This is a genomic window from Martinezella hainanensis (assembly GCF_900094555.1).
Lineage (GTDB): Bacteria > Pseudomonadota > Alphaproteobacteria > Rhizobiales > Rhizobiaceae > Rhizobium > Rhizobium hainanense.
Map to the genome: position 1 here is coordinate 431,664 of NZ_FMAC01000006.1, position 25,779 is coordinate 457,442.

The window sequence follows — 25,779 nt, forward strand, 5'->3', positions numbered from 1 at the left end:
ACCGAAGCATTTACGCCATCTCCGCCGTATTGCCGGCTTCAAACTGAGCTCCACGCCATATGGCGGAGGCTTCCGAATCGGCAAACAGCAATCGCAAATGAGCGATGAGCTGGCCCGCACGTGGATCGGCCAGACGGTAGACAACCGCCTTCTTGAGCCGCGTCCCCACGATGATTCCAGCATCCCGCAGTTCCCCGATTTGTTGTGAAAGCGTCGGCTGGTGGACATCGAGAATTTCCTCCAGCTCGCCTACCGTCCTTGCACCCTCCATGAGCACGCACAGGACTGCCAGCCGCACCGGATTCGCCATAGCTTTCATGAAATCCGAGGCTGCACCAATGGCGCGGCATTTGACCTTGGGCTCATGCGGTTTGCGTTGGCGGCCTTTGTCGTCTTCAGTCTTCGTCATTCGTTTCGGGCCTTGCGTTTGGCGAGAATAGTTTTCTCTGTTTCACCGAATTTTCAGCGTCGAATTTCTCGCCACCAATTCTCTATTCATTATATAAATTTATATAACAACTGGCAACGAGGTAAATCTCTTGGCTTTCAGGATTGGCCACCATCCGAACAATCTGCATCTTCATCTGGCGTCCCTCTGGCCTGGGGCGTTTGCTGCCATGAACCCGGAATTCATCAGCTATCAGGAAGGGCGCGAAACGGCAGAAAAGCTTGTTCGCGGCGAATTCGATATTGGCGGAACAGGATCCACGCCGCCCATCCTTGCTGCGGCATCAGGGCTTTCGGTTTCCTATGTCGCGGCTTCGGCACCCCGCCCTGCCAATGGTGCGATTCTGGTGACAAAGACCTCCGACATCGAAAGCGTTATCGATCTCAAAGGCGGGGTGGTCGCCCTGGTCGACGGCTCCTTTCTGACTTACTTTCTTGCCAAGCAGCTCGGGGAGGCCGGCCTGACGCTGGGCGATGTCCAGCGCCGCGACATGCCGCCCGTGTCGTCACGGGATGCGTTGAAGGACGGAACCGTCAAGGCTTGGGTCGCCATGGCGCCCCATCTCGAGCAGGCGCTGCTCAGCGGCGAGTTCCGTGTGCTTGCTCATTGCGGCGACCTTATTCCGAACCGTTCCCTGTTCTGGACCATTCGGGAACGACGCCTGTCGAAGGCGATAGCGATCGACTTTGCAGGCGAGCTGAAGCGGCTCGGCAAGGAAATAGCAGCTGATCCGGAAAAGGCAGCCTCACTCCTTTCGAAAGATGGAGACGAAACAGAACGGCGGGCCTGGACGCGTATCGTTTCGAGCAGGAATTGGCAGGTGAGTGCCACCGATGCCATGCTTCTTCGTGAGCAGCAGGCGGAGGCCAACACGCTTTTCGAGCATGGTGATCTGCCGGCCAGACTGACAATAGAGACGACAAGCGACAAAGAGATCTGAAATGAACGTACTCTGGTACATGTGCGCGCCGGATGGTGCCTATCCATGGAAAGCCGAAGGCTCGCGCACGATCGACTACGGCTATTACAAGCAGCTCGCGCAGGCCTATGATCATCTGGGCTTTACTGGCGCCTTGTTTGCAACCGGTGCCCACGACGTCTGGCCACTTGCCGGCGCGCTCCTTCCTTATACGGAGCGGATGAAATTTCTCATAGCATTCCATCCAGGCCTCATCGCCCCGACGCTCCTGGCCAAAATGGCTGCGACCTTCCAGGAGTTCTCGAACGGCCGGCTGATGCTGAATGTCGTCTCCGGGGACGCCAAGATGCTCGGCGCCTATGGCATGATGCTGCCGCACGACGAACGCTATCTAATGGCAGATGAATATCTGACTATCTGGCACCGGCTGATGGCCGGCGAGAGCGTTACCCATAAGGGTAAGTATTTTCAGACGGAAGGTGCAAAGCTCGCACTCCCCGCCGGCACGGGCATCAAGCCGCCGCCGTTGTGGTTCGGCGGTTCGTCCGACAGCGCGATCGAGGTCGCTGCCAAGCACGTCGAGACCTATCTCTCATGGGGCGAGACCCCGGAGCAGATGGGAGACAAAGTTGCCAAGGTGAAGCTTCGCGCCGAAGCTCACGGCCGATCGCTCAACTATGGTATCCGCCTCTATGTCATCGTCCGCCGGACGGACGAGAAAGCCTGGGAGGCGGCGGCAGATCTATACGCGCAAATGGACGAAGCCGCGATTGCGGCCAACCAGCGTTTCGTTTCCAATACGGATTCCGTCGGCCAGCAGCGAATGAGCGCGATGCATGGCGGCATCAAGCCCGCCAATCTGCGCGACCTGGAAATCTCTCCCAATCTATGGGCCGGAATAGGATTGGTACGCCCCGGGCCAGGCACCGCAATCGTTGGCTCGCCGGATACCGTGGTCCGCACGCTGGAGGCCTATCAGAAAGTTGGTGTCGACACCTTCATCCTCTCCGGCATGCCGCTTCTGGAGGAGGCCTACCGCTTCGGCGAACTCGTTCTGCCACGGCTTCCCGTTGAGCGCGCATCGCCAGAACGCAAGCATTTCACCTGGTCGACACTGTTCGATCGCGACCTTGGCGGAAAGCCCGCGCATGGCTGAAATTTCGACGACAGATCGAGACATCTCCCGCCGCCTCAATAGCTCACCCCCGCATCGATCGGCTAATAAAGGATTGGCGCGATTTGCGACCCGCCTCGTCTCGCCGGTCGCAATCATCATTGTCTGGCAGATCGCCAGCATGACGGGACTTCTGTCACCGCACACCCTTGCCTCGCCCGGCGAAATCCTTGGCGCAGCAGATCGATTGATCATGTCGGGCGAACTGATAACAGGCCTCGCAATCTCTTTCTTGCGCGTCTTGCTCGGCTTTTCCATTGCCTTCGTCGCCGGCGTCGCGCTGGCGCTTGCGGCAGGCCTCTCCAGGCTTGGGGAATCCGCCATCGACCCTCCGCTTCAGATGCTGAAGGCCATGCCGTTTCTCGGTCTTTTGCCCCTCTTCATCCTGTGGTTCGGTATCGGCGAAGCGCCGAAGATCGGCCTGGTCGCGTTCGGCGCTGTCTTCCCGATCTATCTGACCCTGCACGGCGGTATTCGCGGTATTGACCGGAAACTCGTCGAAGCCGGCCGCACGCTCGGTCTCGATACATCGGGCATTATCCGCCATATCATCATCCCCGGCGCGCTGCCCTCCCTTCTGATCGGCGTTCGATATGGCCTCAGTGTTGCCTGGTTGAGCCTCGTGGTCGGCGAACAGATCAACGCGTCCAGCGGCATCGGCTACATCATCACCTACGCCCGGGACTTCCTGCAGACGGATGTCATCGTGGTCTGCCTTATGGTCTATGCCATTATGGGGCTGGTAACGGATGGGTTCGTCCGGCTGATCGAAGCCTATGCGCTACGCTGGCGCCCTCAGGTGATCGCATGACGGCGCTGGTCGATATTCGTGGCCTTACGCGCTCCTTCGGCGGTCCGGCAATCCTTAGCGGCATCGATCTGACGATCGCGAAGGGCGAATTCGTTGCCCTGCTCGGCCGCAGCGGTTCGGGTAAGTCCACCTTGCTGCGCGTGCTTGCCGGCCTGGATGATGCGCCGGCTCAGCAATTGCAGCTCCCCCGCCGTCGTTCGGTCGTGTTTCAGGAGCCGAGACTGATGCCGTGGAAAACCGTGATCGACAACATCACGCTTGGCGTCAAACGTCAGGATGCACGCTCCATTGCAGAGCAAGCACTCGAGGATGTCGGCCTTTCGCATCGGCGGAACGCCTGGCCACTCACCCTCTCTGGAGGCGAGGCTCAGCGTGCGGCCCTCGCCCGCGCGCTCGTGCGCGAGCCCGAACTCCTGCTGCTGGACGAGCCTTTCGCTGCCCTCGATGCGTTAACGCGCATGCGCATGCATGGGCTGGTGTTCGATCTCTGGCAAAAGCATAAGCCTGCAGTGCTGCTGGTCACCCACGACATCGGAGAGGCCATCACCCTCGCTGACCGCATCCTGGTGCTCGAAAATGGTCGTTTCACCAAGGAGATACTCGTGACCCTCGACCATCCTCGACAGCGCAACGGCCCGGAAGCCAGTCGCATTGAAGCCGAGCTTCTAACAGAGCTCGGCGTAGAACCTTCACATGCCTGAATTCATCGCTTCTCAGCACGCCATTTCGGCAGATCGGAACAGCAAAATGATCACTAAACGCCAATTCTTCATTGCCATGGCGGTAACGGCCGCAATCGCGAGCCTTGCACCTGCCGCCCAGGCAGCCGATCAGGTCGTGCGCATCGGCTGGCTAAGGGGGCCGAACGACATCACGCTCGCCAAATCACGTGGCACGCTTGAAAAAGCACTCGCTGAAAAAGGCATCAAGGTGGAATGGGCCGGTCCCTTTCCTGCGGCCGCTCCCGCCTTCGAAGCCCTGAATGCCGGCAGCATAGACATTACGGCCGGCAGCTCGACATCCGCAATTGCGGCACTTGCCGCCAAGATTCCGCTGGTCGTCTTCGCCTATCAGAAAATGGCACCGGCATCGGAGGGCATTGTCGTCAAGAAGGATTCCAGCATCAATTCGATCAAGGATCTTGCCGGCAAGAAGGTTGCCGTCAATCGCGGCGGCACGGGCGAATATCTGCTCATGCAAGGTCTCGCGACCAATGGTATCGACCCGAAAAGCGTAGAGCGCGTCTATCTCAGCCCAAGCGACAGCGGCCCGAGCTTCACGCAAGGCCATGTCGACGCCTGGGCGACTTGGGATCCGTTTCTAACGATTGCCGAGAAAGCCTATGACGGCAAGGTTGTTGCCGACGGCACCGCCATACGCTCGGACAATGCCGTCGTCCTGGTCGCAAGCAAGGAGTTCGCCCAATCCAAGTCTGACCAACTGCAACTCGTCTTCGACGTGATCAAATCGGAAAATGCCTGGGCAATCGCCAACAAGACCGAAGCCGGAGCCATCTGGGTCAAGGAAATGAATGTTCCGGCCGACCTTGCTCAGAAAATCGGCGAAAACAATGCTGTACCAACCACTGCGGTCTCCAAGGCCGATGCCGATCAGATCACCAAAGTGGCCGAGTGGTACGCCAGGAGCGGCATCATTCCGGCCCTTCCTGACGTCGACTCGGGCATTGTCTCGCTCAAATAGGTGGCAAGAAGCGATACTTTTTCCAATCCCTACCACGTCGCTGCGGTCACCCCATTCGCCACCCGCCGTTCACTGAAATCACGGTTCCGGTGACAAATGATCCCGCCTCCGACGCAAGCCAGAGTACGGCACCCGCAATGTCGGCCGGGCTACCCGCGCGGCCTATCGGAGTTGCCGCGATGATCTCTGACACACGATCATCCGGCCAGCTCTCGGTAAAACCGGTGCCTGCGATGAAGCCGGGCGCTATTGCGTTTGCGGTGATGGCGCGCGGCGCAAGTTCGCGCGCCAGAGCGTAGGTCAGACCATGCAAACCAGCCTTGGCGGCGGCATAGGCCAACCCTCCGGCTCGACTTCCTCCCGTTTGCGCACCGATCGAGCTGATATTGATGACGCGGCCACCAGGACCGGCAAGCTTCGGCGCCGCGATCGTGGTGGCAAGGAAACTGCCCTTCAAATTGGCATCGACGACAGCGTCCCAATTCCGCTCTGCTTCGTCAGCCTGGGTCGCAAGGCTGACAGGGAGAACAAAGCCTGCAGCATTCACAAGAACGTCTATGCGACTGAAATCCGCAAATGCGCTTTCCACCTCGCTTCGGTTACCAACATCGGCACGACGCCATTGCGTGAACGGGCCTAGACGATCCGCAGCCTGTACAAGCCGGTCTTTATTGCGTCCCACGATCACCACTGTGTAGCCGGCTTGCACCAACGACTGGGCGATGCCAAATCCTATCCCGCTTGCACCCCCGGTCACGATTGCAATCTGCGTTTCTGTCATGCCGACATCTCCTTCGCGCATCGATTTCAAAAAGGATGAGCCAGGCTTCTCAATATGTCGAATACACTTTATCGCATCGTTTGATATGATATATGTATCACATGCTCAGCCTTCGCCAATTCCAGCAATTCCTTGCAGTTGCCGAAACCATGAATTTTCATCGTGCGGCGGAACGCCTCAACATGGCACAGCCGCCACTGACGACAGCCATCCGTCAAATAGAGGAGGAAATCGGCGTACGTCTGTTCGAGCGCACCAACAGGATCACGGGCCTAACCCCAGCAGGCGAGATCTTCCGTGAGGAGGCACGGCGGACCATAGCTCAGGCCGAACGTGCTGTGGCTTTGGCAAAACGTGCCGGCGAAGGCATCATTGGAACGTTGCGCATCGGTTTTGTCGCCAGCTCCATCCACCATCTCGTGCCGCAAATCGTCGCCGAGTTTCGAAAGGCCTATCCCTTGGTCGCGCTGGAATTGGAAGAGGCCACATCCGCACGGCAGCTCACCGCGATCACGGCGGACCGGATGGATATCGGCCTTGTGGCGTTGCCAATCCCTCCTGACAAGAAAACCCGTGTATCGACAAGCGTTCTGCTGCAAAGCCGGCTTGTTGCCGCGATTCCAGCCAGCCATCCTTTAGCATCGGCACCGTTGCTTCCCCTTGCGGCCTTAATAGAGGAATCGTGGGTTCTATTTCCAGAAGGCGAAGGTCCGGGGCTTCATTCCGCAATCATGCGGGCATGCGCCGAAGCAGGATTTTCACCGCGCGTCGGTCAGCGCGCCGTGCAAATGGAAACGATAGTCGGTCTGGTCTCCGCAGGCCTCGGCGTATCGTTGGTGCCTGAAGCATTTCTATCGTCCAAGCGGGAGGGAGTAATTTTTCGGCATCTCGATGGCGTGGGCACGCCCATACCCTATCAGCTAGGTTTCGCGTGGCGGAGCGAACAACCTTCACCCGTCCTATCTTCTTTTCTGCGTTTCCTGGAGCAACTCAGGCAAGGCGGCTTTCTTTCGCTGGCAGGAGCTTGATCATTCCTTGCCTCCTCGAATTCAAATCGCCACCGGCTCTTCCACCGGCTCTCTTAGTCGCGACAACCCGAGGAAGATCGGGGACGACACGGATGAGAAATGAGTTTTCCGTTCAGGCATGTGAGGCGACCATGGTTCGGTCGCTGGAAGGCCACTTTGAACAAGACTTCAACTGGAGCCAAAAATAACCGTAGGGCCGAACCATTATTGGATAACGAAGCTTGCCAACAGCCGGAAATACCGCCTTCCCAAACAACCCCCTGGGGCTTCTACCTGCAATTGGCGCAGCTCGAGCGTAGTGGTCTGACCAATATTTGAAAGGTTTGCTACGCAAAGAATGCATTCCCCGCAATACACGGATATGCATCGGAGCTGGTCGCGGTGGCGTTGCATTGGGCAGACTGGGAACTGCGGATTCGAGAAGTCCGTGCCTTCGCCCACCCTGAAAATGCGGCCTCAAGGAAAATCTTGGAGACGGCAGGCTTCAGGACGGTTCGCTTCGTCCCATAAATGAACCGCCTGCTCCTTTCCAGACCCAGACGAGAAGATAACACAGCCGATTGAAGCCAATGAAAGGCGTATCTTCCATCTGGAACGCGCAGGCAGAAGTTGCGAATGCCTGGCGGCTCCATCGCTCAAATCGGCAAATTTATTGCGCAATTCCAACGACTCGGACGCCTCGACCGGATGAGGAAGGTCGAGGCGTCGAAGGAAGCCGTGATCGCAGATCAGGCCACGATCATTCCGCATGTGCATATTCGGCGAAAGCAAAGCCTAGTGGCGGTCGTGGCCATGACCGTGGTCGCCATGATGCTCCGACGAGCTGGACGACGTCGATGGCGCACTCACCCCGACATTGCCTGAGTCAATCAGGTCAGCGGAGGATGCGGTGCGGTCAAGGAGTGCGTCGACCCGATTCAGATCGCCCTCGCATCGTCCCTCCTGCCGATTGTGATGGGCGTCCATCGCGGCGGAATAAAGTCCCATGGCTTCGCTCTTCTGTTGCCCCATCGGAGCATCTCGCAGCTCCGTTCCGGTCAGTTGAAGACCTTCCACGCAGCTCAGCGCGGCAAAGCTTGGAACGGATGAAGCCGCAAGAGCGGCAAAACTCGCTCCCAGGACAGCGAAAACGATCGTCGGTTTGGGCATTTTCAACATTGCAACCTCCATCAGGAGCGATTGCCGGTTCTGCCGAACGGGCACGATCTCCGATTTGTGAAAGCCCGGCGGTTTCTGCAACGCCGGCATCTGACAGTCTGAACCGCTTGGGATAGGCCCGATATGATCTGGATCAATGCATTCAACCTTTCGGCTGCATCGATCTTGACAAAGATGTCAGAAGTTGAATTTTCTTTTGCGACCAAGAAAGACGCGATTGCCGCAAGGATGGTGATTGGTCTTGGCGTGCTGCCTACCAGGGGACGAAGCTACCGTCAGCTTAACCTTTGTTCCCAATATGAAATTTCGTCCGAGCAATTACCAAAACGGGGTACGCTTGCGCATATCATCCCCCAATGGCATCCAGTTATTTCCCGTGCGGTCTTTTGCCGTTGCATGGGAGTTGAACAAATCATCACAACTGTTTCACTAAGAAGTGCTTGGCTCGTGATACCGATCGCCCGCTGCTCATTACCCTGCTAATATGTTGTAAGATTTCAGGAAATCCTCAAATCTTCCCGGAAAGCGCTGCCTGCTTCTCGCCAATTGTTAATCCGAGTTAAGTTTTCGAAAAATACTCCCCATTATAATATTCTTCGCCGGGGGAATGTGTCGATCTCGAATGCTGGAAGCATCCTATATGCCGCATGATCTACTTCCACCTGGCAGAAAGTCCGGCATCCCTTCTGCCACGACAAGCCGGAATATGTATCACCTATCCCTGCATATGTCCTACTTGACTAATGGTAGAGGGGCACTGGATGCGCTTGTCACTCGCAAACGCATCTGCATGAAAGGATGTGATATCATCCACGAGGGGAAGGAAGGTCGAAGCGCATATTTGATTTATAATGGCTGGGCCTGCTCTTATCGGCTCTTGCGCAATGGAACACGACAGATCATCAATTTCCATGTTCCAGGTGATCTGTTGGGTATTAGGCGACTTCTATCCCCCAATTTCGACGATAACCTTTGCGCCATAACATGTATTGAATTAGGAGAGATCGACATTGATAGCCTTTTAACGATGCTTTGTACCGATAATCGCCTTTCCATGTCTATTCTTTGGTCTGCATTTCGAGAGGAGGCCATCATAGCCCAACATCTGGTTGATATCGGGCGACGCAAGCCCATCAATAGGGCCGCACATTTTTTTCTCGAACTTGGTGCCAGATTGAACCTTGCCGGCTTCGGCGCGAAGACTGAATATGATTGTCCCTTGACGCAATCTCTGATCGCCGATGCACTGGGGCTGACCGCCGTTCATTTCAATCGCGTTCTAAAGCAGCTGCGCGAGTTGAATGCGATGACATTTCATAACGGGCGAGTGGAATTTCTTGATGATCGAAAGCTGGAGCATCTGGCGGATTTCGACTCGTCTTACCTGCGATAGCCAGCGCGCGATATCGGTCGATTACGCCTGGCTATATGGTATGGACAGCTAAACCGCACGCTGGAAAAAGGGGCTCCGGACGCTGGCTAGGCAATCTCGGGCTTTCGATAGTCGATGCCGTTTGCTGCAAATCGTTCCCGAAGCCATTTCGCCGCCGGCCCGGCCGGACGTTGTTTGTGCCACACGAGTTCGAGCGCGACCGGATGCGCCCCCTCGTCGAATTGAAGCATCGGCATCGCCAGTCTGGAAGCCAGGGGTGAGTTTTCCAGAATATGGGCAGGGATCAGCGCCCAGCCGATCCCCTGCTGCAGGATCTGCAAGATGACCCAGTGGCTTTCGACCCACCATACCTCCGCGGCAACGCGCAAACGATGAGTTTCCGTGCCGTCGCTTCGCTTCGTCACCATGATCTGACGGTGACGTTTGAGCTCTTCCCAGGTAACGGGAGCCTGCGCCAGGGGATGGTCGCGGCCGCAGACCAGAATGAGGGGAACCCAGCCTATGGTGTGAAAGCCGAGCATGGGCGGAAGATCTTCCTGCCGCCACATCACGCCGAGATCGGCCTTGCCATCGAGAACGAGACCAACGACATCCTTGGTTGGCGGAAACAACAGTTCCAGTTCGACATGCGGGAAGCGGTTGGCAAAGGCGGCAAACAGCGCCCCGGTCGATGGCTCGGGATACAATTCGTCAATCGCGACGACAAGCCGCGTCTCGACATGCTCTTCGAAGCTTCTTGCAACGCCGATCAAGTGTTCGCGACGATCAAGAAGCAACCTCGCCTCCGGCAGCAGCCGCCTGCCTGCCGCAGTCAATGTCGGATTCCGTGTCGCCCTGCTGAAAAGCTTGACGCCGAGATCATCCTCCAATGTCGAGACGAGAAGGCTTACAGCCGACTGCGCCTTGCGCAGATGCCGCGCGGCCGCCGAAAACGACCCGGTTTCGACGGCGGTGACGAAGGCTTCCAACTGCTCAAGCGAAACGGTCATCTATTCGAATTTCAGATACTATCTAGCTTTACCTATGAGGAATATCAGATAGAAACACCGCCGACAACAACAGAGGACTTTGAAATGCGTAGCTTCAAGGACCGCGTCCGGCATGCGGTCATGTTCGAACTCATCGGTCTTGCGATCTTTACGCCGGGCGCCGCTTTGCTGTTCGATCAGCCCGTCGAGCATATGGGCGTTGTCGGCATCATCTCCGCCACGGCGGCGACGGTGTGGAATTTCATCTATAATCTGGGCTTCGATAAAGCGATGATGCGCATCCGGGGCAGCGTCCAGAAGACCATCCCGATCCGGGTCGCCCACACCGCTTTGTTCGAAGCGGGCCTGATCATCGTGCTCATTCCCTTCATCGCCTGGTATCTCGGGATCAGCCTGATGGCGGCGCTGGCGATGGATATCGCGATCGTCGCGTTCTACCTAGTTTACGCCTTCTTCTTCAACATCGCGTATGATCGCGTATTTCCCATTGGGATGCTGCCATTACCACGGGCATCCTGAAGACCCGAGGCCCCCTCGTCCTGAAACCTGATCAGCGCACCGCAGTGGTGCGCCGGCTTCAGCATGACGACCGGAGCCTCCGGCCTTTGCACATAGTATAGACGCGTGCTCTGTCACCCGGCGCGCTTCATGCAGCTCTCGTCGGGAAAATGCCCAACGAGAGCCTTTTGGCATAAAGAAATAATATGACTGTTTTCCTCTTGTTTGTGACCCGCTGGCAAGGCTATATCGCGCGGCGCTTTCATCCGATCGCGCTGACAATAGCCATCGGGATATTTTCGTGACCATATTGAAATCAGTTTTGACCATTTCAGCTCTTTGCGCGGCGCTCGGCTTTGCCGCAACCACGGCCTCCGCCGCTTCGACCAGCTATCCCCTGACCATCGACAATTGCGGCGTCAAGGTCACCTTCCAGAAGGCTCCGGAGCGCGCGATCGGGCTCGGGCAGAATAGCGCCGAAATCCTTCTCCTGCTTGGCCTTGAGGGCAAAATGGCCGGCACCGCCTTTTGGCCGAGCAAGGTCCTGCCGCAGCTCGCCGAGGCCAATGCCAAGGTCAAATTGTTGACCGTCGAGTTCCCGACTTTTGAATCGATCCTCTCGGAAAATCCTGATTTCGTCGCTGCCGCCCTGCCGAGCCTGATGGGACCGAGCAGCAAGGTCGCCAAGCGGGAGGATTTCGAAAAGCTCGGCATCCCGACCTATCTGTCGCCGAGCACATGCCTCAGCACCGCCGTGGTCAAGGATCAGTATGGCAGCCGCCCCCAGCTTTGGAACATGGACCTCCTCTACAAGGAGATCGACGAGCTCTCGCAGATCTTCAACGTGCCGGATCGCGGGCAAACCTTGATTGCCGATTTCAAGGCGCGTGAAGCGGCTCTGCGCTCCACCGTATCCAAGGATGGCAAGCAGCTCTCCTATGTCTTCTGGTTTTCCAGCCAATCGCCCTCTTCCGACGCCTATCTCGGCGGCAAGAACAGTGCATCCGGCTTCATCGCCGATCTGCTTGGCGGCCATAATGCGATTACTGCGGAAGCTGAATGGCCGACGCTCGGCTGGGAAAGCATCATCGCGGCCAATCCGGATGTCATCGTCGTCGCCAGCCTTGACCGCAATCGCTGGGAACTCGACAAGCCGGAAGCCAAGATCAAGTTTCTCACCACCGATCCCGCCGTCAGCCAGCTCCCCGCGGTCAAGAACAAGGCGATCGTCGTCATGGACGGTCAGGCCATGAATCCGACCATCCGGACGATCTATGGCGCCGAGCAGGTCGCCCAGCAACTCAAGACGCTTGGTCTCCTGAAGTGACCAACACATACCGAGCCGTGAAGCAGCTGGCCATTCTCGGCCTGCTGCTTTTTGCCTCTCTTGCGGCGATCAGCCTGACGATCGGTGTCAGCGTCGGCATTGGCGACCTGCCAATCCCGCTTTCAACGACTTTCTATGCCATTACCAACAGGCTGGGATGGACGGGTGTAGAGCTTAATCGCATCCATGAAACGGTGATCTGGGACTATCGCCTCAGCCGAGCACTGGTGGCCGCTTTCTGCGGAGCAGGGCTGGCGCTCTCTGGGGCGATCATGCAGTCGCTTCTTCGCAACCCGCTTGCCGAACCCTATGTGCTCGGCATTTCGGCGGGCGCTTCGACCGGCGCCGTGGCCGTCGTCATACTCAATATCGGTGCCGGGGCGGTTTCGCTTTCGGCGGGCGCCTTTGCCGGGGCATTTGCGGCCTTTGCCTTCGTCGCTCTACTTTCAAACGGGACGCGAGGCGGTGCCGATCGTACGATCCTTGCCGGCGTTGCCGCCTCTCAGCTCTTCAACGCTGCGACCTCGTATGTCGTGACGACGTCGGGAAACGCACAGCAGGCGCGGGATGTGATGTTCTGGCTGCTCGGCAGTTTCGGCGGCGTCCGCTGGCCCGAATTCATGCTCGTGGCGACCATTATCGGCTTCGGGCTCTTGGTCTGTCTGCTCTATGCGCGCGTCCTGGATGCCTTCGCCTTTGGCGACGAGGCCGCCTCGTCTCTCGGCGTCAATGTCGGGCGGGCGCGGATCGGGCTCTTCGCATTGACCGCGATGATGACGGCGACGATCGTGAGCATGGTCGGTTCGATCGGCTTTGTCGGCCTCGTCGTGCCGCATGCGGCGCGCTTCTTCGTCGGCCCGCTCCATATCCGACTGCTGCCAGCCTGCGCCATCGTCGGAGCGATCTTCATGGTGCTGGCGGATATCGCCTCGCGCGCCCTCATTCCCCAGCAGGTGCTACCGATCGGCGTGGTCACGGCTCTGGTCGGCGTTCCCTTCTTCTCGATCATTCTCTACCGGTTCCAGCGCGCATCATGAGCATCAAGGCCGACAACATCATCTGGAAAATCGGCGCAAAGACCGTACTCGACGGGGTCTCTTTCGAGGCACCCACGGGCAAGATGCTCGGTCTGCTCGGGCCGAACGGCTCCGGCAAGACATCTCTCCTGCGTCTGCTTGCCGGCTTGAAACGGCCGAATTCCGGTCGCATCACGCTCGAGCAGAAGGATCTGCAGCGAATGTCCCGCCGTTCGATCGCAAGGCGCGTCGCCTTCGTCGAGCAGCACAGCACCACCAATGCCAATCTCAAGGTCATCGATGTCGTAAAGCTCGGCCGGTTTCCGCATCGATCGATGTTTTCCGGCTGGACATCGGCAGATGACGAGGCGGTCGAAGACGCTCTTGCGCGTGCCGGCATGAGAGAGAAACGCAACGACCGATGGCAGAGCCTGTCGGGTGGCGAGAAGCAACGCACCCACATCGCACGCGCGCTGGCACAGTCGCCGAAGGAACTGATCCTCGACGAGCCGACCAACCATCTCGACATCCAGCATCAGATCAGTCTGATGCGATTGGTTGCCGGACTGCCCGTCACCAGCATCATCGCTCTTCACGATCTGAACCATGCCGCCATGTTCTGCGATGAACTGATCATCATGCAGCATGGCAGGATCGTCGCTTCCGGCACGCCGGAAGACGTATTGACCCAAGATCTGCTCGAAAATGTATTTGCTGTCGAGGCAAGGGTGGAAACCTCTCCTCACCACTCCCGGCCGCATATTCACTATCTGCGATAACGGGAAATCCGGAACCGGTGCCCGATTGTCCTTGCCACTGAATGGAACGGAGCGCATCTTTCGCAACGATCTCGGTAGGTTCGAGGATGTGAACGGCAACGGCAAAGGACCGCATGGCGTCGGTCTCAGGCGTGTGGCAGATGGGGGAATGCGTGACGGACAGGCTCAAGGGCAAGATTGCCATCATTTCAGGCGGCGCGACCGGCATGGGCGGTGCGGCGTCGCGCCTGTTCGCGGCGGAAGGTGCGAAAGTCGCGATCATCGACCGAAACGGCGATGCCGCGGCGGAGACCGTGCGCGCAATCCGCGAAGCCGGCGGCACCGCCGATCATTGGGTCGCCGACGTCTCGGACGAAGCGGCCGTCAATACCGCGGTCAAGGGCATCGAGGACCGCTTCGGCGCCGTGACGGTGCTCTTCAATCACGCCGGCACCATCGTCATCAAGCCATTCCTCGAAACGACGCTCGAGGAATGGGAGTGGCTGCACGGCGTCAACGTGCGCTCGATGTTTCTCATGACCAAGGCGGTACTGCCGGGCATGATCGCCGCTGGCGGCGGCTCCATCGTCTGCACATCGTCAATCTCGGCGGTCGCGGCGACGCCGATGGAAGTGCTCTACGATACGACGAAAGGGGCGGTGCACATGTTTGCCCGTGCGATTGCCGTCGAGTTCCGCGACCGCAATATCCGCTGCAATGCCGTATGCCCCGGCTTCATCCGCACGCCGCACGGCCTGCGCGAGGTGGCCGAATTGCAGGCGCTTGGCGTCGATGTCTCGGACGAAGCAATTGCAGCACAGCAGGGCCGGATTGGCGAGCCCGAAGATGTCGCGCGTGCCGCCCTCTATCTGGCCTCGGATGAATCCAATTTCGTCAACGGCATCCACCTCTTCGTCGACAACGGCTTTACCGCCATTTGATCGCAAACAGCGGTATGCTGGTAGCTTTACGCATGACTTCATTGTCCGGGTATCCTTGGCCACCTATGGCCTGGCCCCAAACACCGGTATGATTGGTGATGGGTCACATGGCGAGTGCGTATGGCGCCTGCTCAGCCTGAAGATAAGCAAGCATCCGCGCAATCCCTTCCTCCAGGCCGACCAAGGGGGTCAGTCCGTAGGAGCGTTGCAGGGCCGTGTCGCCGCAGCGATAGAAGACACCTTCCGGATGGTTCGATCGCCCGTTAACGGCTGGCTGCCAGCCGATCTGCCGGCTAATCGTCTCGGCCAGCGCGATGAAGGAAGTGGCAATGCCGGTCGATAGATTGAGGCTTGCCCCGTCGGGAAGCAGCTCCCTCGTTTGCCAGATGAATTCGATGCAGTCCGAGATATGGATAAAATCCCGGCACTGATGACCCGAACCCCATACGAAGACCTCGGACGCGCCCTTTTCCGCGAGCAAGCGCCGACAGATCGCCGGAAAAGGATAGGCAAGATCCTGATCTTCGCCGTAACCGCTGAACGGTCTGTAGGCGATGGCACGTCGGCCGTAGCGCTCGACATAGAGCTTCATCAGATATTCGCCGGTCAATTTCGCCCATCCATAGCTGAGATCGGGGACACCGACGGCGGCGTCGAAATTGATCATGTCCTCCGACAGCAACTGATGATTGGCGACGGTTTGTAACGACACCGGATAGGCCGCACTGGAGCTGAAGAATATCACCGAACCGGGTTTGGCGCGTGATGCCCACTGCCACAGTTCCGCATCGACCGCCAGATCCTCGGCAACGTCGAGCGCGCGCGTCTCGAGCATCAAGCGACCCCCGACGAGCGCGGCCAGATGGAAGACATAGTCGAAATGCTCCGGAGGGCGCGAGAAGAACGTCCGGCAATCCTCTTCATAAAAGGTAAAGCGGGAGCGCTGAAGCCGCTGCCACAGTTCCGGATGCAGTGCACCCGTTCCCGCGACCAGTGAATCGACGCAGACGACATCCAAGCCCTCAGCAAGAAGCCGCCGGACAAGATGCCGGCCTACGAAACCGCAACCACCAGTCACCAATGCGCGTGCCATTGTCTCCCCCAACCCCTATGCAGAAAAATCACCCCGCCCCAGATAGATATCCACCATGCGCCGCCCCCATTCCGCTCTGCTCGGCGCGATACGACGGCCAAGGGCCAATGCCCCTTCACTCAGCCGTCGCATCAAGTGGTCGTCATCCGTCGCCACCAGCTTCTCAGCCAGCGAATCCGCGTCGCCACTATCGAAAACGAGACCGGCGCCATTCTCCTCGACCTCCGTCGCGATCAGCGCATTGCTGCTGACGATGACCGGGATGCCGGACATCAACGCTTCAGCGGCGACCAGACCATAAGGCTCGGGCATGCGGGACGGCATGACGAAAACGCGCGCCTTGCAGGCGATCTGAGTTACCTCTTCATCGCTTAGCCAGCCAGGCACATAGCAATGCGGCAACAACTGCTGCATCTCGGCAAGCAATGGCCCGCGCCCGATCAGCGTTGCCGTCCTACCCGTCCTGTTGAGTGCATCCGCCAAGGTGTGAACCCCTTTTTCCCAACACATGCGGCCAAGGAAAACAGTGCGGTGGTTGCGCCACGCCTCTACCGGCGCCGGCGTCAATGGCTGCGTCGGCGTGCGCAGTGTCGTGAAATGCCGGAAGGGGCCGGTGCGCAGAAACGCCTCCATGCTTTCATGCGCAAGCACGATACCCACCCGGCTCCAAAATCCCTCACCGACACCCTGCTGCGTCAGGGTGCGACGGAAGCGCCAAAGCTTATGGAGATAACTGCGCTTGTCGCAATTGGTCGTCAGGCAGGCGAGAGACAACGGCTTGATGTCACAGACCTCGCCGCTGCGGAAATTGATAAGTCCCCCATTCGGACAGGTCAGGAAGAAATCATGCGCCGTGACGATGACTTTGACCTGATGCCGGGCAAGCGCATAGAAAATCGAGGGCGAGAGGATCTGCGACCAGCCGTGTACGTGAACAACGGTTTCCTCATCCGACTCCCGCAACAGGCCCTCCATCGCCTCATAGGCCCGACGGTTGTAGTTCTTCGCAAGGATATCAACGGTCGCCGGGCCTTCCCGAAGGGGGCGTTCACCCAGCGCAACCGTCCGGATACCGGCAAAGCGTGGCTTGAGGCCTTCGCCATCATCACCGACTAGTATGGCGCAGGTCAGCCCGGCATCCCTGCTCGCCTCAAGACATTGCAGCGCCACCTTGGTTGCGCCACCGCGAACGGTCGAAACATCATTGACAAGTATGAGACGCATGAGATCAGCAACTCGCCCGCTTGCGTTATCCAGGCGCGGCGAAAGAAATCATCCCCTTACGTTTCGCGCCCTATATATAAGGCGCCCTAACCCAACAGCTTTTCAATTCATCCATTCGCACGAGAGCATCCCGCTTTCAGGTTGAATCCGCAGGATCTCATCGATGCAGGAGAGGGAAATGCCGGTAGCGTATGCTTACAGATCTATGTGCCTTGGCTTCGCCATTCGCGCGGTTGTCAGAACAACCTGTTCCAATCTTAACGTTAACGCATAACCTGGTCCGGTGACCTGACGGGAACATCGAACGGCAGGAAGTGTTTGAGATTGGCGGTAATCACGGTGAGCTTATGAATGCTTGCAGTTCCCGCGATGATCGCATCCGCCGTGCCAGGACTATGTCCGGCAATGACGGCCTTCGCCTCAAGCCTTCCGGATTCAAGAGCCACATCCTTGTCAACGGGCAGGATGCGATCAGCATATCCGGCGATCAGGCCTTGCAGCCAGGTATGAATCCCGGCCGCCTTTGCCTTGGCGCCCTTCGCCTCCAATAACCGGACGCCCTTTTCGATCTCATGGATCGTCAGGACTGAAAGGTAAATTGCGTCTTGCCGATCCTGTTCATCCACCCATTCGGCAAAATTGTTTGATGCACTTGCCTTGGACGGAGCGAACATGGAGATCGCGTTGGTATCGAGAAGAAAGCTCACAGATCGACCTCGCGAGAGGGAGCGGGATTCCTGGAGAAAACGTCATCGATTGGATCGAAATCAGCAGGAAAGGTCTTTAGATACTGAATGAGGCTGGGGCGGCCCTTCCGGATCACCTTTTTCGCCTCCTCGGCTGCCTTCACACTGACAACGACGGCGGCAGCACGCCCGTGGCGCGTAATCGTCACGAACTCGCCGGCCGCGGCCTGATCGACGATATGAGAGAACGATGCCTTGGCATCCTTTAAGCTGATCGTTGTCATGGCAAGCTCCTAAAAGAGGTCACTTATGACTACTTTTAGGAGTGTATTTGTGCAAAATCAAGGCGGGGAATAGGGATTGCGGTGACGTTCTATCGCTGCCGTCGACACGGAGCAAAGAAGCCCGCCACTCTCACCCCCTCGCTTTCTTGACTGCGATCTCCATTTCCTTGAACGGACGGCGGAAGGTGGGCACGCGCTCGTTAACAGGCGGAAATGCGCCGAACGGCTTGTGCGGCTCGGCCTGATACCAGAAGGCGACCGAGGATATATCGTCGGAGCGGCGATTGGCGTGACCGTGTTCGATCGTCACGCGGATGCTCTTCTGGAAGATTGCCGGATCTTCGATATGCCAGCGATAGAGCGTCACGGGTTCGGTCCAGTTCGGCCCACCTGCGGCGATGATGCCATGATAGGGCGCGCTATATTCCTGGGTCGGGCACCATGCCGTGTTGAAATAGTCCTCCGTGCCGGTGCCGTGCAGCGTCGGCGGCCAGGCATCGTTGGCGCCGGGCGCGGATTCCGGCCGAGGCTCGATCAACGTCGCCTTCGGGCCGATGCGCGGATCGGGCTTGCGCACCGTGTCCGGCACGGAAAGCCCCTGTTCGCCGTCGATAAAGATCATATCATCGCCTTCGCCGTACCAGTCCCACACATCAGAGCGGCGGCGCGAATAGACGCTGTAGAGAACGCCGACATAATGGCCGCGTCCCTCGGCCTCGAGCATCGTGTAGTTTTCCTTGCCGTCGACATTCTCGCCGCCGAAGAGATATTCCTCGTTGGTGAGGCTCGCGTCGCTCATGCCCTTCGGCTGCGACTGGCGATACTGCGCGTGGAAGCGTCCCATGCCCTCTTCGAGCTCTTCATGCAGTTCGAGATCGACATAATAGTAGAAGAGCAGATCGTGTTCGGCTTCGTTCGTTACCGTCAGCTTCATGTGCGAACCGAAGGGCATGGGGAAATAGCAATTGAATGCCTTGCCGTCCTCCGGGCTCGCCTGCATCGGCAGGCTGGCGTAATTTGCTGTGCGGCCGTGGCCCATGCCGAAGAAATCGCCGATCGGCGCCTCGATGCTTGGCTCCGCCTCGCCATCCCAGTAAGCGCGCAGCACGATCTTGCGCAGGAAATTTTCGCTCTCACAAGCAAGCGTCGCCCAGATATGAGTGATGATACCGGCACCCGAATGCTCCGCGATGATCTCGGTCTTGCCCGGTTCGACGTGGAAGCGGTCGTCATTGCCGCCGGTGCGGTCGTAGCTCGAAAAGCGGCGCGTCTTTGCCGCGCGCAACTTTGCAAGCCCGCGCAGGGGTGAAAGGCCGAGATTGCTCATGAAGGTCTCCTGTCTTGAATGAAGCCGGCTATTTCAGGCCGCTGGTCTTCAGCGAGTCCATGATTTGCCGCTGGAAAATCACGAAGAGAATGAGGGTCGGAATGGCGACGATGGTGGAGGCCGCCATCATGTAGTTCCAGGATGCCGAATACTGGCTCTTGAAGTTGGCGATGCCGACCTGCACCATCCAGAGATTGGGATTGGAGGTAATGGTGAGCGGCCAAAGGAAGGAATTCCAGTTGGCGAGGAAGAACAGGATGGCGAGCGCCGACATGATCGGCCGGCTGAGCGGCAGGATGATGCTCCAGTAAATACGCCAGTAGCCGGCGCCGTCGATCACCGCGGCCTCCTCGATTTCGCGCGGCAGCGAAAGGTAGTATTGTCGCAGCAAAAAGATGCCGAAGGCATTGAAGATTGCCGGCACGATCAGGCCGGCATAGGAATTGATCATGCCCATCGCCTTGACGATGATGAAGAGCGGCACGATCACGACCGGCAGAGAGACGAGAAAAGTCGAGAAGATTGCTAGGAAAATGATCTCGCGTCCGGGAAAGCGGAGTCGCGCCAGCGCATAGCCCGCCATAGTGTGGAAAAACAGCGCGACGATCGTCACCGTCGCCGAAACGAAGAAGCTGTTGAGCATGTAGCGGATGAAGGGCACGCCGGTCAGCACATAGATGAAATTATCAAGCGTCGGTGCTTCCGGGATCAGCGACGACGAGAAGGATTCGGCCGCTGGCTTGAAGGCGATCGACACCATCCAGAGCAGTGGAAACAATGTCATGAGCGCCAGGATGGCTGATATCAGCATCCAAAGGCAGCGCACCAGCGTTACCTGCGATCGCGCGAAATAGGCGTTGGAAGCGTCATTCCGCATGATCGAAACGCCCGCCGCGCGTGACGGCAAAGAAAATCGCGGTGACGGCCATAAGCGCGATGACGAGGATCGACGACATCGCGGCTGCATAGCCGAAGGCACCGAAGGAGAAGGCCTGCTGATAGATGTAGACGATCAGCACCGCCGTCGAATTCGCCGGACCGCCTTTGGTCATGACATAGATGATGTCGAAGGCCTGGGCGCCGGCGACGGCGGCAACCATCGACACCATGAAAACGAAGAAGCTGGTAGGCTTCAGCAGTGGCAGGGTGATGTAGCGGAAGCGCTTGACCGGGCCGGCACCGTCGATCATCGCCGCCTCGTAGTATTCCTTCGGTATATCCTGCAGGCCACCGAGGAAGATCAACATATAGAAGCCCATCAGGAACCAGACGCTGACGAGCACGACGGTGATCAGCGCGAAGTTCGGATCGCCAAGAAATGAGATTGCCGGCAGACCGAGGCTCGCCATGGTCTGGCCGACGACGCCGATTTTGTCGATCACCATGAATTGCCAGACGAGGGCAACGACGACGAGGCTCACCATGTTGGGTGCAAAGAACATCGAGCGGATGACCGCGTTGAAGCGATTGGTCTGCTGCACGAGAAGCGCAAGCCCCAGGCCCGTGACATAGAGCGACGGCACGAGCATGACGGCATAAAGCGCCGTTACCCTCGCTCCTTTCCAGAACAGGGGATCATGCCACATGCGGATATAGTTCTTGGCGCCGACGAAATTGTAGCCGCCAAATCCGTTGACTTCGTAGACGCTTAGCATGAGCGACAGAAGCATCGGCACGCCAAGAAAGAGGAAGAGGCCGAGCGCATCGGGGAGCACGAAGAGGTAGCCCGCGATCCACTCGCGATGCCGGGCGGAAAGGCCTTTGCGTCTGCCATTCGCACGGCTTATCGTCGCATCTGCAATTGTCGTCATGATCTCGTCCCGAAAACAGAGACGGCCGCTTGAGCCAGCTGCCCAGCGGCCGGCGTTTCTTAGAGAATGGGCGCGCCGCTATAGGAGCCGAGGAACGCGTCGAGCTGCTGCGAGGCGGAAGTTGCGGTTGCCTGGGGATCGGCGCCGCCGAGCTGCGTCTGCTGGATCGCATCGGAGATGATCTTGTAGACCTCCGGTGGCAGGCGCGGTTCGGCACGGGCGCCGGGATAGACATCGGAGGCGAATTTGCCGATCATTCCGGTCTTGAAGGCATCGCCGCCAGCAGTAAGCGCGCTTTCGCGCGGCGGCATGTCCGACTTGCCCTTGGTGCACCAGTCGGCGACGCGCTGGACGGAGTCCTTCTCCTTGGAAGCCAGCGCCCAGGCGCAGAATTGCGCGGCCGCATCCGGGTTCTTGCTCTTGGCATTGGCTACGAAGGCCCAGCCGCCGCCAACGGTCACGTATTTGCCGCTCGGCGGCGTCGGCAAGCGGAAGACGCCGTACTTGAAATCCTTGGCATTGCTCTGCAATTGCGAGATGCCCCAGATGCCGACGTTCTGGATGGCGCAATAGCCCGAGGCAAGGTTGGCGACCGTGTCGTTGGCGCCGCTGCCCATGACCTGACGTGGTGCTGCACCTGAATTGACGGCATCCTGCCAGAACTTCAATGCCTGCACGGTGGCGGGGGAATCGAAGGCGCTCTTGCCGTCCTTCCCCTGAAATTCGCCGCCGCCCTGCCAGAGGAAGGGATACCAGGTGAAATTCTGATAGTAGCCCGGCTGGGTCTCGAACAGCACGCCGAAGCGCTTCGGCGTCGTCAGCTTCTTGGCCAGCTCGAGCAGGTCGTCCCAGGTCTTCGGAACGTCGTTCTCGTTCAGCTTCGCCTCTTCGAACGCCTTGACCGAGTAGTACATGGCCATCGGCTCGACCTCCATCGGAATGCCATAGATCTTGCCGTCGACCATGCGATTGGCGATCACGCTCTCCGGAAAATCTTCCTTTGCGTCGATATGGGGCGTCAGATCCTGCAGGACGCCGCCATTGTAGTAGCGCAGGAAATCGCCCGGCGAGATGAGGAAGATGTCCGGCCCCTCGCCGGAAGCAAAGGCGGTCGCGAGCTTCGGCCCGTTGATGTATTCCGCATTCGGCACATATTCGAGTTCGACCTTCTGCGGATGGCTGTCGTTCCAGGCCGCAACCGCTTTTTCGAACCAGTCGATCTGGCTCTGGACCGGGCCGCCAGGCGCATAGAACTGCCAGAACTTCAAGGGTGCGCTCTGTGCGCGGACGGCCATGCGCGACACATAGGGAAACCCGCTCAACCCGGCAGCCGCGCCGGCGGCCAGGATCGCGCCGCCCTTGAGCACGCCGCGACGGGTTGCGGCGGCGATGAACTTGTCCTTACCAGTCATGACTTCCTCCCATTTTCACGTTGCCGCCACCACACTCCTCCCGGGTGACGGTGCCTCACTTCATGCGGTATCGAAGGCGTGCAGATTGCAGGGGATCACGTCCGAACGTGCCGGCCCCGCATAGGCTCCCGAAAGCCTCTCCAAAAGCATCTCGGTTGCGCGATGGGCAAGCAGCGACGGCGTGTTGCCGACCCTCGTAATCCGCGGCCTGACATATTCGAGCTGCGGTTGATCGCCGAAGACGGCAATGCCGATATCTTTCGGGACGCTGATGCCGCGATCGAAAAAGGCGGCGAGAGCGCCCGCCGCCATCAGGTAGTTTCCGAAGAAAATCACCGAGGGCAGATTGTCGCCATAGTTCGCCAGAAGCCAATCGACCGCCTCTTCCCCGGACGGGCCGAGATAGCTTCCCTCGCGCCGCAGTTCGGCAATCGGTTCGACACCGCTGTCGCGCAGGCCCTGTTCGAATCCGGAAGCGCGCGCCATGGCTTCGGCGAAGAAGGAAGGCCCTGTCAGATGCGCGATCCGCCGATGGCCCTTCTTGGCCAGATAGGCTCCCATCTGACGGCCGCCGCCGAAGTCGTCGATCTTGACGCTATCGACCGCCTTGTTCGGCAGGTCGCCGATGAATACTGTGGGAAGATCGATTTCGAGCAACGCATCGTGCATGCCGTGCAGCGCGAAATCGCCGACGATGAGGCCATCGATGCGCCGGCTGCGGATCTGGCGGAGATAGTGCTTGCCGTGTTCCTGGGAATGTCCGCCGGGAACATCGGTGTTGAAGACCAGGAGATCGACCCCGATCGCCTCGAGATCGGATTGCGCCGCCTGGACCATCTCCGGATAGAAGGGGTTGCGAATATCCGGGATCAGCATCGCAACGAGATTGGTGCGGCCGGTCCTGAGGCTTTGAGCGAGCGGGTTCGGCACATAGCCAAGCTCCGCGATCGCCTCCTGTACGCGCTTGCGCAAGTCCGCCGACACACGGTCGGCGTGATTCAACACATGCGACACGGTGGTCGGCGACACTCCGGCACGCTTGGCAACTTTGGCGATTGTAGTCATATCGACACGCTACGGTATTGTAAATCGATTTGCAAATGCTTTTGCAAATCGATTTATCTATCAATCTCCTCAACTGTGCCCACACATAATTCGTTCATACACTACCACTCACCCTTGCCGGATTGGCCGGCTGAGCCAAATAGGGATTGTCGCCGAGCTTCCCTGAGTTGCAGGCGGCCAATGCCACTACTCGATCGCATCAGGCAATGACCCCATCGGCTGTCAGCAAAGCGAACAAGGCGCTCTATACCCGGATCATCGCCGGTATCGGCGGGCTGCTGGCGGGCGCACTGTCGCTTGGGTTTTCGATCTACGAAACCCGCACAGGAACGGAGGTGGCGCAGGTGGCACCCGGCAAACCCGTCAATGCGGGCCAGTGGCTGGTTACTCTCAATTCCGGCGGCATCGCCGCGGAGACACCGGACGGCCGACGCCTTCCCGATGGCAAGAAAGCGCTGACACTCGATTTGACGCTTGAGAACATGACGGCGGGAAGCTCGAACTTGTATCGCGATACGTTGAAGCTCGAAAATGTCGCAAACCTTCCAGCTCCACAATTCTATCTCGTCCGCGACGGCGATCTGCTTTGGGACCTCCAGCCGATGATGCCGGAAAAGGTCAAGGTAGTCTGGCAATTGCCAGCGACACAAACGCTCCCGAAAGTCGTGAACGTCGCGATCGTCGGAACCACTTACAAGCCGAAGGACAATCTCTACGCCGCGCCGGGCTGGTTCAATCCGAATGACGTGGCGCGCGTCGGCTTGCCGCTTTCAGCCGGGCAAGGAGCAAATCCTTGATACGCCTTCTGCTTTCCCTGTTGCTCGTCGGCGTCACCGCCCTGCTTTTGGCCTTCCTGCAATCGACAACACCGAGCTATGCGGTGCTCACCGGCCCCATCGAGACCGCCGGGTTGCAGAAGGATACCGTGTCGAGCAAGACCTTCAGCGTCAAGGTCGCCAAGGTTTTGCGTGCAAAGACGATCGCGTTTACCTCTTACGGCAAGCCGATTGAACGGCAGACCGAGGGAGTCTGGCTGATTATCAGTGTCGAGCTGCAATCGAAATATGACACCATGACCATCCAGGCCGCAGCGATTGAAGGGGCTTCCGGTCGCTCCTACCGGCAGACCCATCGTGCCGACGGCGCACCTCGCCTCATACCATCAAAGGATTTGCAGCCGGGCCTGCCGACGACGGGCATCTTCATTTTCGAACTGCCGGAAGGTGAAACGAGCAATATGACGCTGGTGCTTTCCAGGCAGCCCTCCCCCCAGCTGGACTCGGAAATTCGTGTAAAGCTCGACGGCGGAAGCATCGAAACGCGCGACCGTGCGGAGATCGGCAACAATGGCGTCTAGACGGGAACGGCGGCTCTGGTTGGCATCCTTATTAAGCCTGCCCATCCTGCTGGCGGGCAACTACGCTATCAACGCATGGCGCAACGCCGAAGATTACATCAAGCGAAACGAGCTGCGCATAAATGACAGCCTCAGTGGACAGCCTTATGCCAAGGCCTCCTGGACACTCAACCAGGCAAGACTGATCGGTGATGGACGTGACGGGAAAATCACCTTTCCTGGCCAGATGCGCCTCGTGGTCATAAGGCTCGCTGCGACGGCTGAAGACGATATTGGGCAGTCCTGGGCTCAATGCAGCCTGACCCTGACGGACCGAAAGGGACGACGCTGGCAGCCTCTCAATTTCATTCTTTCCAAGGATCTCAGCCGCGACCTCGATCCACAGGCCACACCTATCGATGGCTGCGATACCGTATCGCGCCAACCGCCCGCCAAGGGCGCAAGTACACTCATGGAGGAAAAATTCGTCGTGCCGGCCGATGCACTCCCGTCTCTGTCGGCACAACTGAGTTTTGCTTCGACGAGGCCGGACGCCATATCCTTCCCGTTACGGCTGAACTGACGTGATTCCGTAAAAG

General features: G+C 58.6%; 31 protein-coding genes. 17 read left to right on the forward strand and 14 right to left on the reverse strand.

From position 1 onward, the window contains the following. Positions 1-10 precede the first annotated feature (10 nt). Entirely contained in the window at positions 11-409 is a 399-nt protein-coding gene (locus GA0061100_RS21105; protein WP_143525484.1) for an ArsR/SmtB family transcription factor, read from the reverse strand. 130 nt (positions 410-539) lie between these two features. Between GA0061100_RS21105 and GA0061100_RS21110 the strand changes: the two genes are divergently transcribed. The 5 genes from GA0061100_RS21110 to GA0061100_RS21130 are packed head-to-tail and all read left to right on the forward strand — an operon-like array spanning position 540 to position 5,053. Continuing rightward, complete coding sequence (locus GA0061100_RS21110; RefSeq protein WP_075854683.1) at positions 540-1,388, forward strand: ABC transporter substrate-binding protein; 849 nt, start codon at positions 540-542, stop codon at positions 1,386-1,388. A gap of 1 nt (position 1,389) precedes the next feature. Further along, entirely contained in the window at positions 1,390-2,523 is a 1,134-nt protein-coding gene (locus GA0061100_RS21115; RefSeq protein ID WP_075854684.1) for an LLM class flavin-dependent oxidoreductase, read from the forward strand. After that, the gene (locus GA0061100_RS21120) at positions 2,516-3,352 is read left to right on the forward strand and encodes an ABC transporter permease subunit (RefSeq protein WP_083961398.1); all 837 of its coding nucleotides are present in this window, start codon (positions 2,516-2,518) and stop codon (positions 3,350-3,352) included. Before GA0061100_RS21115 ends, GA0061100_RS21120 begins: the two co-directional genes overlap by 8 nt. Beyond that, a complete protein-coding gene (locus GA0061100_RS21125) occupies positions 3,349-4,053 on the forward strand; it encodes an ABC transporter ATP-binding protein (protein WP_075854685.1) in 705 nt (234 codons plus the stop codon). Before GA0061100_RS21120 ends, GA0061100_RS21125 begins: the two co-directional genes overlap by 4 nt. A gap of 46 nt (positions 4,054-4,099) precedes the next feature. Continuing rightward, complete coding sequence (locus GA0061100_RS21130; protein ID WP_244557903.1) at positions 4,100-5,053, forward strand: aliphatic sulfonate ABC transporter substrate-binding protein; 954 nt, start codon at positions 4,100-4,102, stop codon at positions 5,051-5,053. A gap of 46 nt (positions 5,054-5,099) precedes the next feature. On the opposite strand, the gene GA0061100_RS21135 is transcribed toward GA0061100_RS21130, so the two are convergent. Further along, a complete protein-coding gene (locus tag GA0061100_RS21135; protein WP_075854777.1) occupies positions 5,100-5,834 on the reverse strand; it encodes an SDR family NAD(P)-dependent oxidoreductase in 735 nt (244 codons plus the stop codon). A 101-nt stretch (positions 5,835-5,935) separates the two neighbouring features. Here GA0061100_RS21135 and GA0061100_RS21140 point away from each other — a divergent pair, with 101 nt between their 5' ends. Next, positions 5,936-6,862 (forward strand): LysR family transcriptional regulator, encoded by a 927-nt coding sequence (locus tag GA0061100_RS21140; protein ID WP_075854778.1) that lies wholly within the window; start codon positions 5,936-5,938, stop codon positions 6,860-6,862. Positions 6,863-7,243: 381 nt separating this feature from the next. Further along, positions 7,244-7,372, forward strand: coding sequence for a GNAT family N-acetyltransferase (locus GA0061100_RS21145; RefSeq protein ID WP_244557904.1), 129 nt, complete (start codon positions 7,244-7,246; stop codon positions 7,370-7,372). Here the strand turns inward: GA0061100_RS21145 and GA0061100_RS34735 are convergent. After that, complete coding sequence (locus GA0061100_RS34735; RefSeq protein WP_159444804.1) at positions 7,319-7,612, reverse strand: hypothetical protein; 294 nt, start codon at positions 7,610-7,612, stop codon at positions 7,319-7,321. The genes GA0061100_RS21145 and GA0061100_RS34735 overlap by 54 nt on opposite strands. A gap of 24 nt (positions 7,613-7,636) precedes the next feature. Further along, positions 7,637-8,020, reverse strand: a complete 384-nt coding sequence (locus GA0061100_RS21150) for a hypothetical protein (protein ID WP_075854779.1) — start codon at positions 8,018-8,020, stop codon at positions 7,637-7,639. A 123-nt stretch (positions 8,021-8,143) separates the two neighbouring features. Here GA0061100_RS21150 and GA0061100_RS34440 point away from each other — a divergent pair, with 123 nt between their 5' ends. Continuing rightward, positions 8,144-8,503 carry a hypothetical protein gene (locus tag GA0061100_RS34440; RefSeq protein WP_143525485.1) on the forward strand — a complete coding sequence of 120 codons (360 nt, stop codon included), beginning with the start codon at positions 8,144-8,146 and terminating at the stop codon, positions 8,501-8,503. A 139-nt stretch (positions 8,504-8,642) separates the two neighbouring features. Next, complete coding sequence (locus GA0061100_RS21155) at positions 8,643-9,413, forward strand: Crp/Fnr family transcriptional regulator (protein WP_244557905.1); 771 nt, start codon at positions 8,643-8,645, stop codon at positions 9,411-9,413. Positions 9,414-9,499: 86 nt separating this feature from the next. On the opposite strand, the gene GA0061100_RS21160 is transcribed toward GA0061100_RS21155, so the two are convergent. Further along, positions 9,500-10,402, reverse strand: coding sequence for a LysR family transcriptional regulator (locus tag GA0061100_RS21160; protein WP_075854688.1), 903 nt, complete (start codon positions 10,400-10,402; stop codon positions 9,500-9,502). Positions 10,403-10,486: 84 nt separating this feature from the next. Between GA0061100_RS21160 and GA0061100_RS21165 the strand changes: the two genes are divergently transcribed. The 5 genes from GA0061100_RS21165 to GA0061100_RS21185 all read left to right on the forward strand — a co-directional run bounded on the left by GA0061100_RS21165 (position 10,487) and on the right by GA0061100_RS21185 (position 14,942). Beyond that, positions 10,487-10,921, forward strand: coding sequence for a PACE efflux transporter (locus tag GA0061100_RS21165; RefSeq protein WP_075854689.1), 435 nt, complete (start codon positions 10,487-10,489; stop codon positions 10,919-10,921). Positions 10,922-11,201: 280 nt separating this feature from the next. Next, positions 11,202-12,227, forward strand: coding sequence for an ABC transporter substrate-binding protein (locus GA0061100_RS21170; protein WP_075854690.1), 1,026 nt, complete (start codon positions 11,202-11,204; stop codon positions 12,225-12,227). Continuing rightward, the gene (locus tag GA0061100_RS21175; protein ID WP_075854691.1) at positions 12,224-13,264 is read left to right on the forward strand and encodes a FecCD family ABC transporter permease; all 1,041 of its coding nucleotides are present in this window, start codon (positions 12,224-12,226) and stop codon (positions 13,262-13,264) included. The genes GA0061100_RS21170 and GA0061100_RS21175 overlap by 4 nt, the downstream gene beginning before the upstream one ends. After that, a complete protein-coding gene (locus GA0061100_RS21180) occupies positions 13,261-14,022 on the forward strand; it encodes an ABC transporter ATP-binding protein (protein WP_075854692.1) in 762 nt (253 codons plus the stop codon). Before GA0061100_RS21175 ends, GA0061100_RS21180 begins: the two co-directional genes overlap by 4 nt. Before the next feature lie 152 nt (positions 14,023-14,174). After that, positions 14,175-14,942: an SDR family NAD(P)-dependent oxidoreductase gene (locus GA0061100_RS21185; protein WP_075854780.1), complete on the forward strand. Its 768-nt coding sequence runs from the start codon at positions 14,175-14,177 to the stop codon at positions 14,940-14,942. A gap of 103 nt (positions 14,943-15,045) precedes the next feature. Here the strand turns inward: GA0061100_RS21185 and GA0061100_RS21190 are convergent, their stop codons facing one another. The 9 genes from GA0061100_RS21190 to GA0061100_RS21230 all read right to left on the reverse strand — a co-directional run bounded on the left by GA0061100_RS21190 (position 15,046) and on the right by GA0061100_RS21230 (position 23,844). Continuing rightward, entirely contained in the window at positions 15,046-16,035 is a 990-nt protein-coding gene (locus GA0061100_RS21190; RefSeq protein ID WP_075854693.1) for an NAD-dependent epimerase/dehydratase family protein, read from the reverse strand. 15 nt (positions 16,036-16,050) lie between these two features. After that, positions 16,051-17,259 (reverse strand): glycosyltransferase family 4 protein, encoded by a 1,209-nt coding sequence (locus GA0061100_RS21195; RefSeq protein WP_075854694.1) that lies wholly within the window; start codon positions 17,257-17,259, stop codon positions 16,051-16,053. A gap of 263 nt (positions 17,260-17,522) precedes the next feature. Next, positions 17,523-17,966: a type II toxin-antitoxin system VapC family toxin gene (locus GA0061100_RS21200; protein ID WP_075854695.1), complete on the reverse strand. Its 444-nt coding sequence runs from the start codon at positions 17,964-17,966 to the stop codon at positions 17,523-17,525. Further along, positions 17,963-18,229: a type II toxin-antitoxin system Phd/YefM family antitoxin gene (locus tag GA0061100_RS21205; protein ID WP_075854696.1), complete on the reverse strand. Its 267-nt coding sequence runs from the start codon at positions 18,227-18,229 to the stop codon at positions 17,963-17,965. The genes GA0061100_RS21200 and GA0061100_RS21205 overlap by 4 nt, the downstream gene beginning before the upstream one ends. Positions 18,230-18,359: 130 nt before the next feature. Further along, positions 18,360-19,556 (reverse strand): glycoside hydrolase family 172 protein, encoded by a 1,197-nt coding sequence (locus GA0061100_RS21210; RefSeq protein WP_075854697.1) that lies wholly within the window; start codon positions 19,554-19,556, stop codon positions 18,360-18,362. Between the two features lie 28 nt (positions 19,557-19,584). Beyond that, the gene (locus tag GA0061100_RS21215) at positions 19,585-20,433 is read right to left on the reverse strand and encodes a carbohydrate ABC transporter permease (protein WP_075854698.1); all 849 of its coding nucleotides are present in this window, start codon (positions 20,431-20,433) and stop codon (positions 19,585-19,587) included. After that, positions 20,423-21,367: a carbohydrate ABC transporter permease gene (locus GA0061100_RS21220; protein WP_075854699.1), complete on the reverse strand. Its 945-nt coding sequence runs from the start codon at positions 21,365-21,367 to the stop codon at positions 20,423-20,425. Before GA0061100_RS21220 ends, GA0061100_RS21215 begins: the two co-directional genes overlap by 11 nt. Positions 21,368-21,426: 59 nt before the next feature. Beyond that, positions 21,427-22,779, reverse strand: coding sequence for an ABC transporter substrate-binding protein (locus tag GA0061100_RS21225; RefSeq protein WP_075854700.1), 1,353 nt, complete (start codon positions 22,777-22,779; stop codon positions 21,427-21,429). Positions 22,780-22,839: 60 nt separating this feature from the next. After that, positions 22,840-23,844, reverse strand: a complete 1,005-nt coding sequence (locus GA0061100_RS21230) for a LacI family DNA-binding transcriptional regulator (protein ID WP_075854701.1) — start codon at positions 23,842-23,844, stop codon at positions 22,840-22,842. Positions 23,845-24,050: 206 nt separating this feature from the next. Here GA0061100_RS21230 and GA0061100_RS21235 point away from each other — a divergent pair, with 206 nt between their 5' ends. From GA0061100_RS21235 to GA0061100_RS21245, 3 genes are read left to right on the forward strand one after another with little or no spacing between them, the layout of a single operon-like run. Further along, on the forward strand, positions 24,051-24,641 hold the full coding sequence (locus GA0061100_RS21235) for a hypothetical protein (RefSeq protein WP_075854702.1): 591 nt from the start codon (positions 24,051-24,053) through the stop codon (positions 24,639-24,641). Further along, positions 24,638-25,201, forward strand: a complete 564-nt coding sequence (locus GA0061100_RS21240; protein ID WP_075854703.1) for a DUF4352 domain-containing protein — start codon at positions 24,638-24,640, stop codon at positions 25,199-25,201. The genes GA0061100_RS21235 and GA0061100_RS21240 overlap by 4 nt, the downstream gene beginning before the upstream one ends. After that, positions 25,191-25,763, forward strand: a complete 573-nt coding sequence (locus GA0061100_RS21245) for a hypothetical protein (protein ID WP_143525486.1) — start codon at positions 25,191-25,193, stop codon at positions 25,761-25,763. Before GA0061100_RS21240 ends, GA0061100_RS21245 begins: the two co-directional genes overlap by 11 nt. The last annotated feature ends 16 nt before the right edge of the window (positions 25,764-25,779 follow it).

Excerpts from the sequence above, each read along its gene's own strand:
- GA0061100_RS21105 (WP_143525484.1), bottom strand. The coding sequence starts at position 409 with ATGACGAAGACTGAAGACGACAAAGGCCGCCAACGCAAACCGCATGAG.
- GA0061100_RS21115 (WP_075854684.1), top strand. The coding sequence starts at position 1,390 with ATGAACGTACTCTGGTACATGTGCGCGCCGGATGGTGCCTATCCATGG.
- GA0061100_RS21120 (WP_083961398.1), top strand. The coding sequence starts at position 2,516 with ATGGCTGAAATTTCGACGACAGATCGAGACATCTCCCGCCGCCTCAAT.
- GA0061100_RS21125 (WP_075854685.1), top strand. The coding sequence starts at position 3,349 with ATGACGGCGCTGGTCGATATTCGTGGCCTTACGCGCTCCTTCGGCGGT.
- GA0061100_RS21130 (WP_244557903.1), top strand. The coding sequence starts at position 4,100 with ATGATCACTAAACGCCAATTCTTCATTGCCATGGCGGTAACGGCCGCA.
- GA0061100_RS21135 (WP_075854777.1), bottom strand. The coding sequence starts at position 5,834 with ATGACAGAAACGCAGATTGCAATCGTGACCGGGGGTGCAAGCGGGATA.
- GA0061100_RS21140 (WP_075854778.1), top strand. The coding sequence starts at position 5,936 with ATGCTCAGCCTTCGCCAATTCCAGCAATTCCTTGCAGTTGCCGAAACC.
- GA0061100_RS34735 (WP_159444804.1), bottom strand. The coding sequence starts at position 7,612 with ATGCGGAATGATCGTGGCCTGATCTGCGATCACGGCTTCCTTCGACGC.
- GA0061100_RS21150 (WP_075854779.1), bottom strand. The coding sequence starts at position 8,020 with ATGTTGAAAATGCCCAAACCGACGATCGTTTTCGCTGTCCTGGGAGCG.
- GA0061100_RS34440 (WP_143525485.1), top strand. The coding sequence starts at position 8,144 with ATGATCTGGATCAATGCATTCAACCTTTCGGCTGCATCGATCTTGACA.
- GA0061100_RS21155 (WP_244557905.1), top strand. The coding sequence starts at position 8,643 with ATGCTGGAAGCATCCTATATGCCGCATGATCTACTTCCACCTGGCAGA.
- GA0061100_RS21160 (WP_075854688.1), bottom strand. The coding sequence starts at position 10,402 with ATGACCGTTTCGCTTGAGCAGTTGGAAGCCTTCGTCACCGCCGTCGAA.
- GA0061100_RS21165 (WP_075854689.1), top strand. The coding sequence starts at position 10,487 with ATGCGTAGCTTCAAGGACCGCGTCCGGCATGCGGTCATGTTCGAACTC.
- GA0061100_RS21180 (WP_075854692.1), top strand. The coding sequence starts at position 13,261 with ATGAGCATCAAGGCCGACAACATCATCTGGAAAATCGGCGCAAAGACC.
- GA0061100_RS21190 (WP_075854693.1), bottom strand. The coding sequence starts at position 16,035 with ATGGCACGCGCATTGGTGACTGGTGGTTGCGGTTTCGTAGGCCGGCAT.
- GA0061100_RS21195 (WP_075854694.1), bottom strand. The coding sequence starts at position 17,259 with ATGCGTCTCATACTTGTCAATGATGTTTCGACCGTTCGCGGTGGCGCA.
- GA0061100_RS21205 (WP_075854696.1), bottom strand. The coding sequence starts at position 18,229 with ATGACAACGATCAGCTTAAAGGATGCCAAGGCATCGTTCTCTCATATC.
- GA0061100_RS21210 (WP_075854697.1), bottom strand. The coding sequence starts at position 19,556 with ATGAGCAATCTCGGCCTTTCACCCCTGCGCGGGCTTGCAAAGTTGCGC.
- GA0061100_RS21215 (WP_075854698.1), bottom strand. The coding sequence starts at position 20,433 with ATGCGGAATGACGCTTCCAACGCCTATTTCGCGCGATCGCAGGTAACG.
- GA0061100_RS21220 (WP_075854699.1), bottom strand. The coding sequence starts at position 21,367 with ATGACGACAATTGCAGATGCGACGATAAGCCGTGCGAATGGCAGACGC.
- GA0061100_RS21225 (WP_075854700.1), bottom strand. The coding sequence starts at position 22,779 with ATGACTGGTAAGGACAAGTTCATCGCCGCCGCAACCCGTCGCGGCGTG.
- GA0061100_RS21230 (WP_075854701.1), bottom strand. The coding sequence starts at position 23,844 with ATGACTACAATCGCCAAAGTTGCCAAGCGTGCCGGAGTGTCGCCGACC.
- GA0061100_RS21235 (WP_075854702.1), top strand. The coding sequence starts at position 24,051 with ATGACCCCATCGGCTGTCAGCAAAGCGAACAAGGCGCTCTATACCCGG.
- GA0061100_RS21245 (WP_143525486.1), top strand. The coding sequence starts at position 25,191 with ATGGCGTCTAGACGGGAACGGCGGCTCTGGTTGGCATCCTTATTAAGC.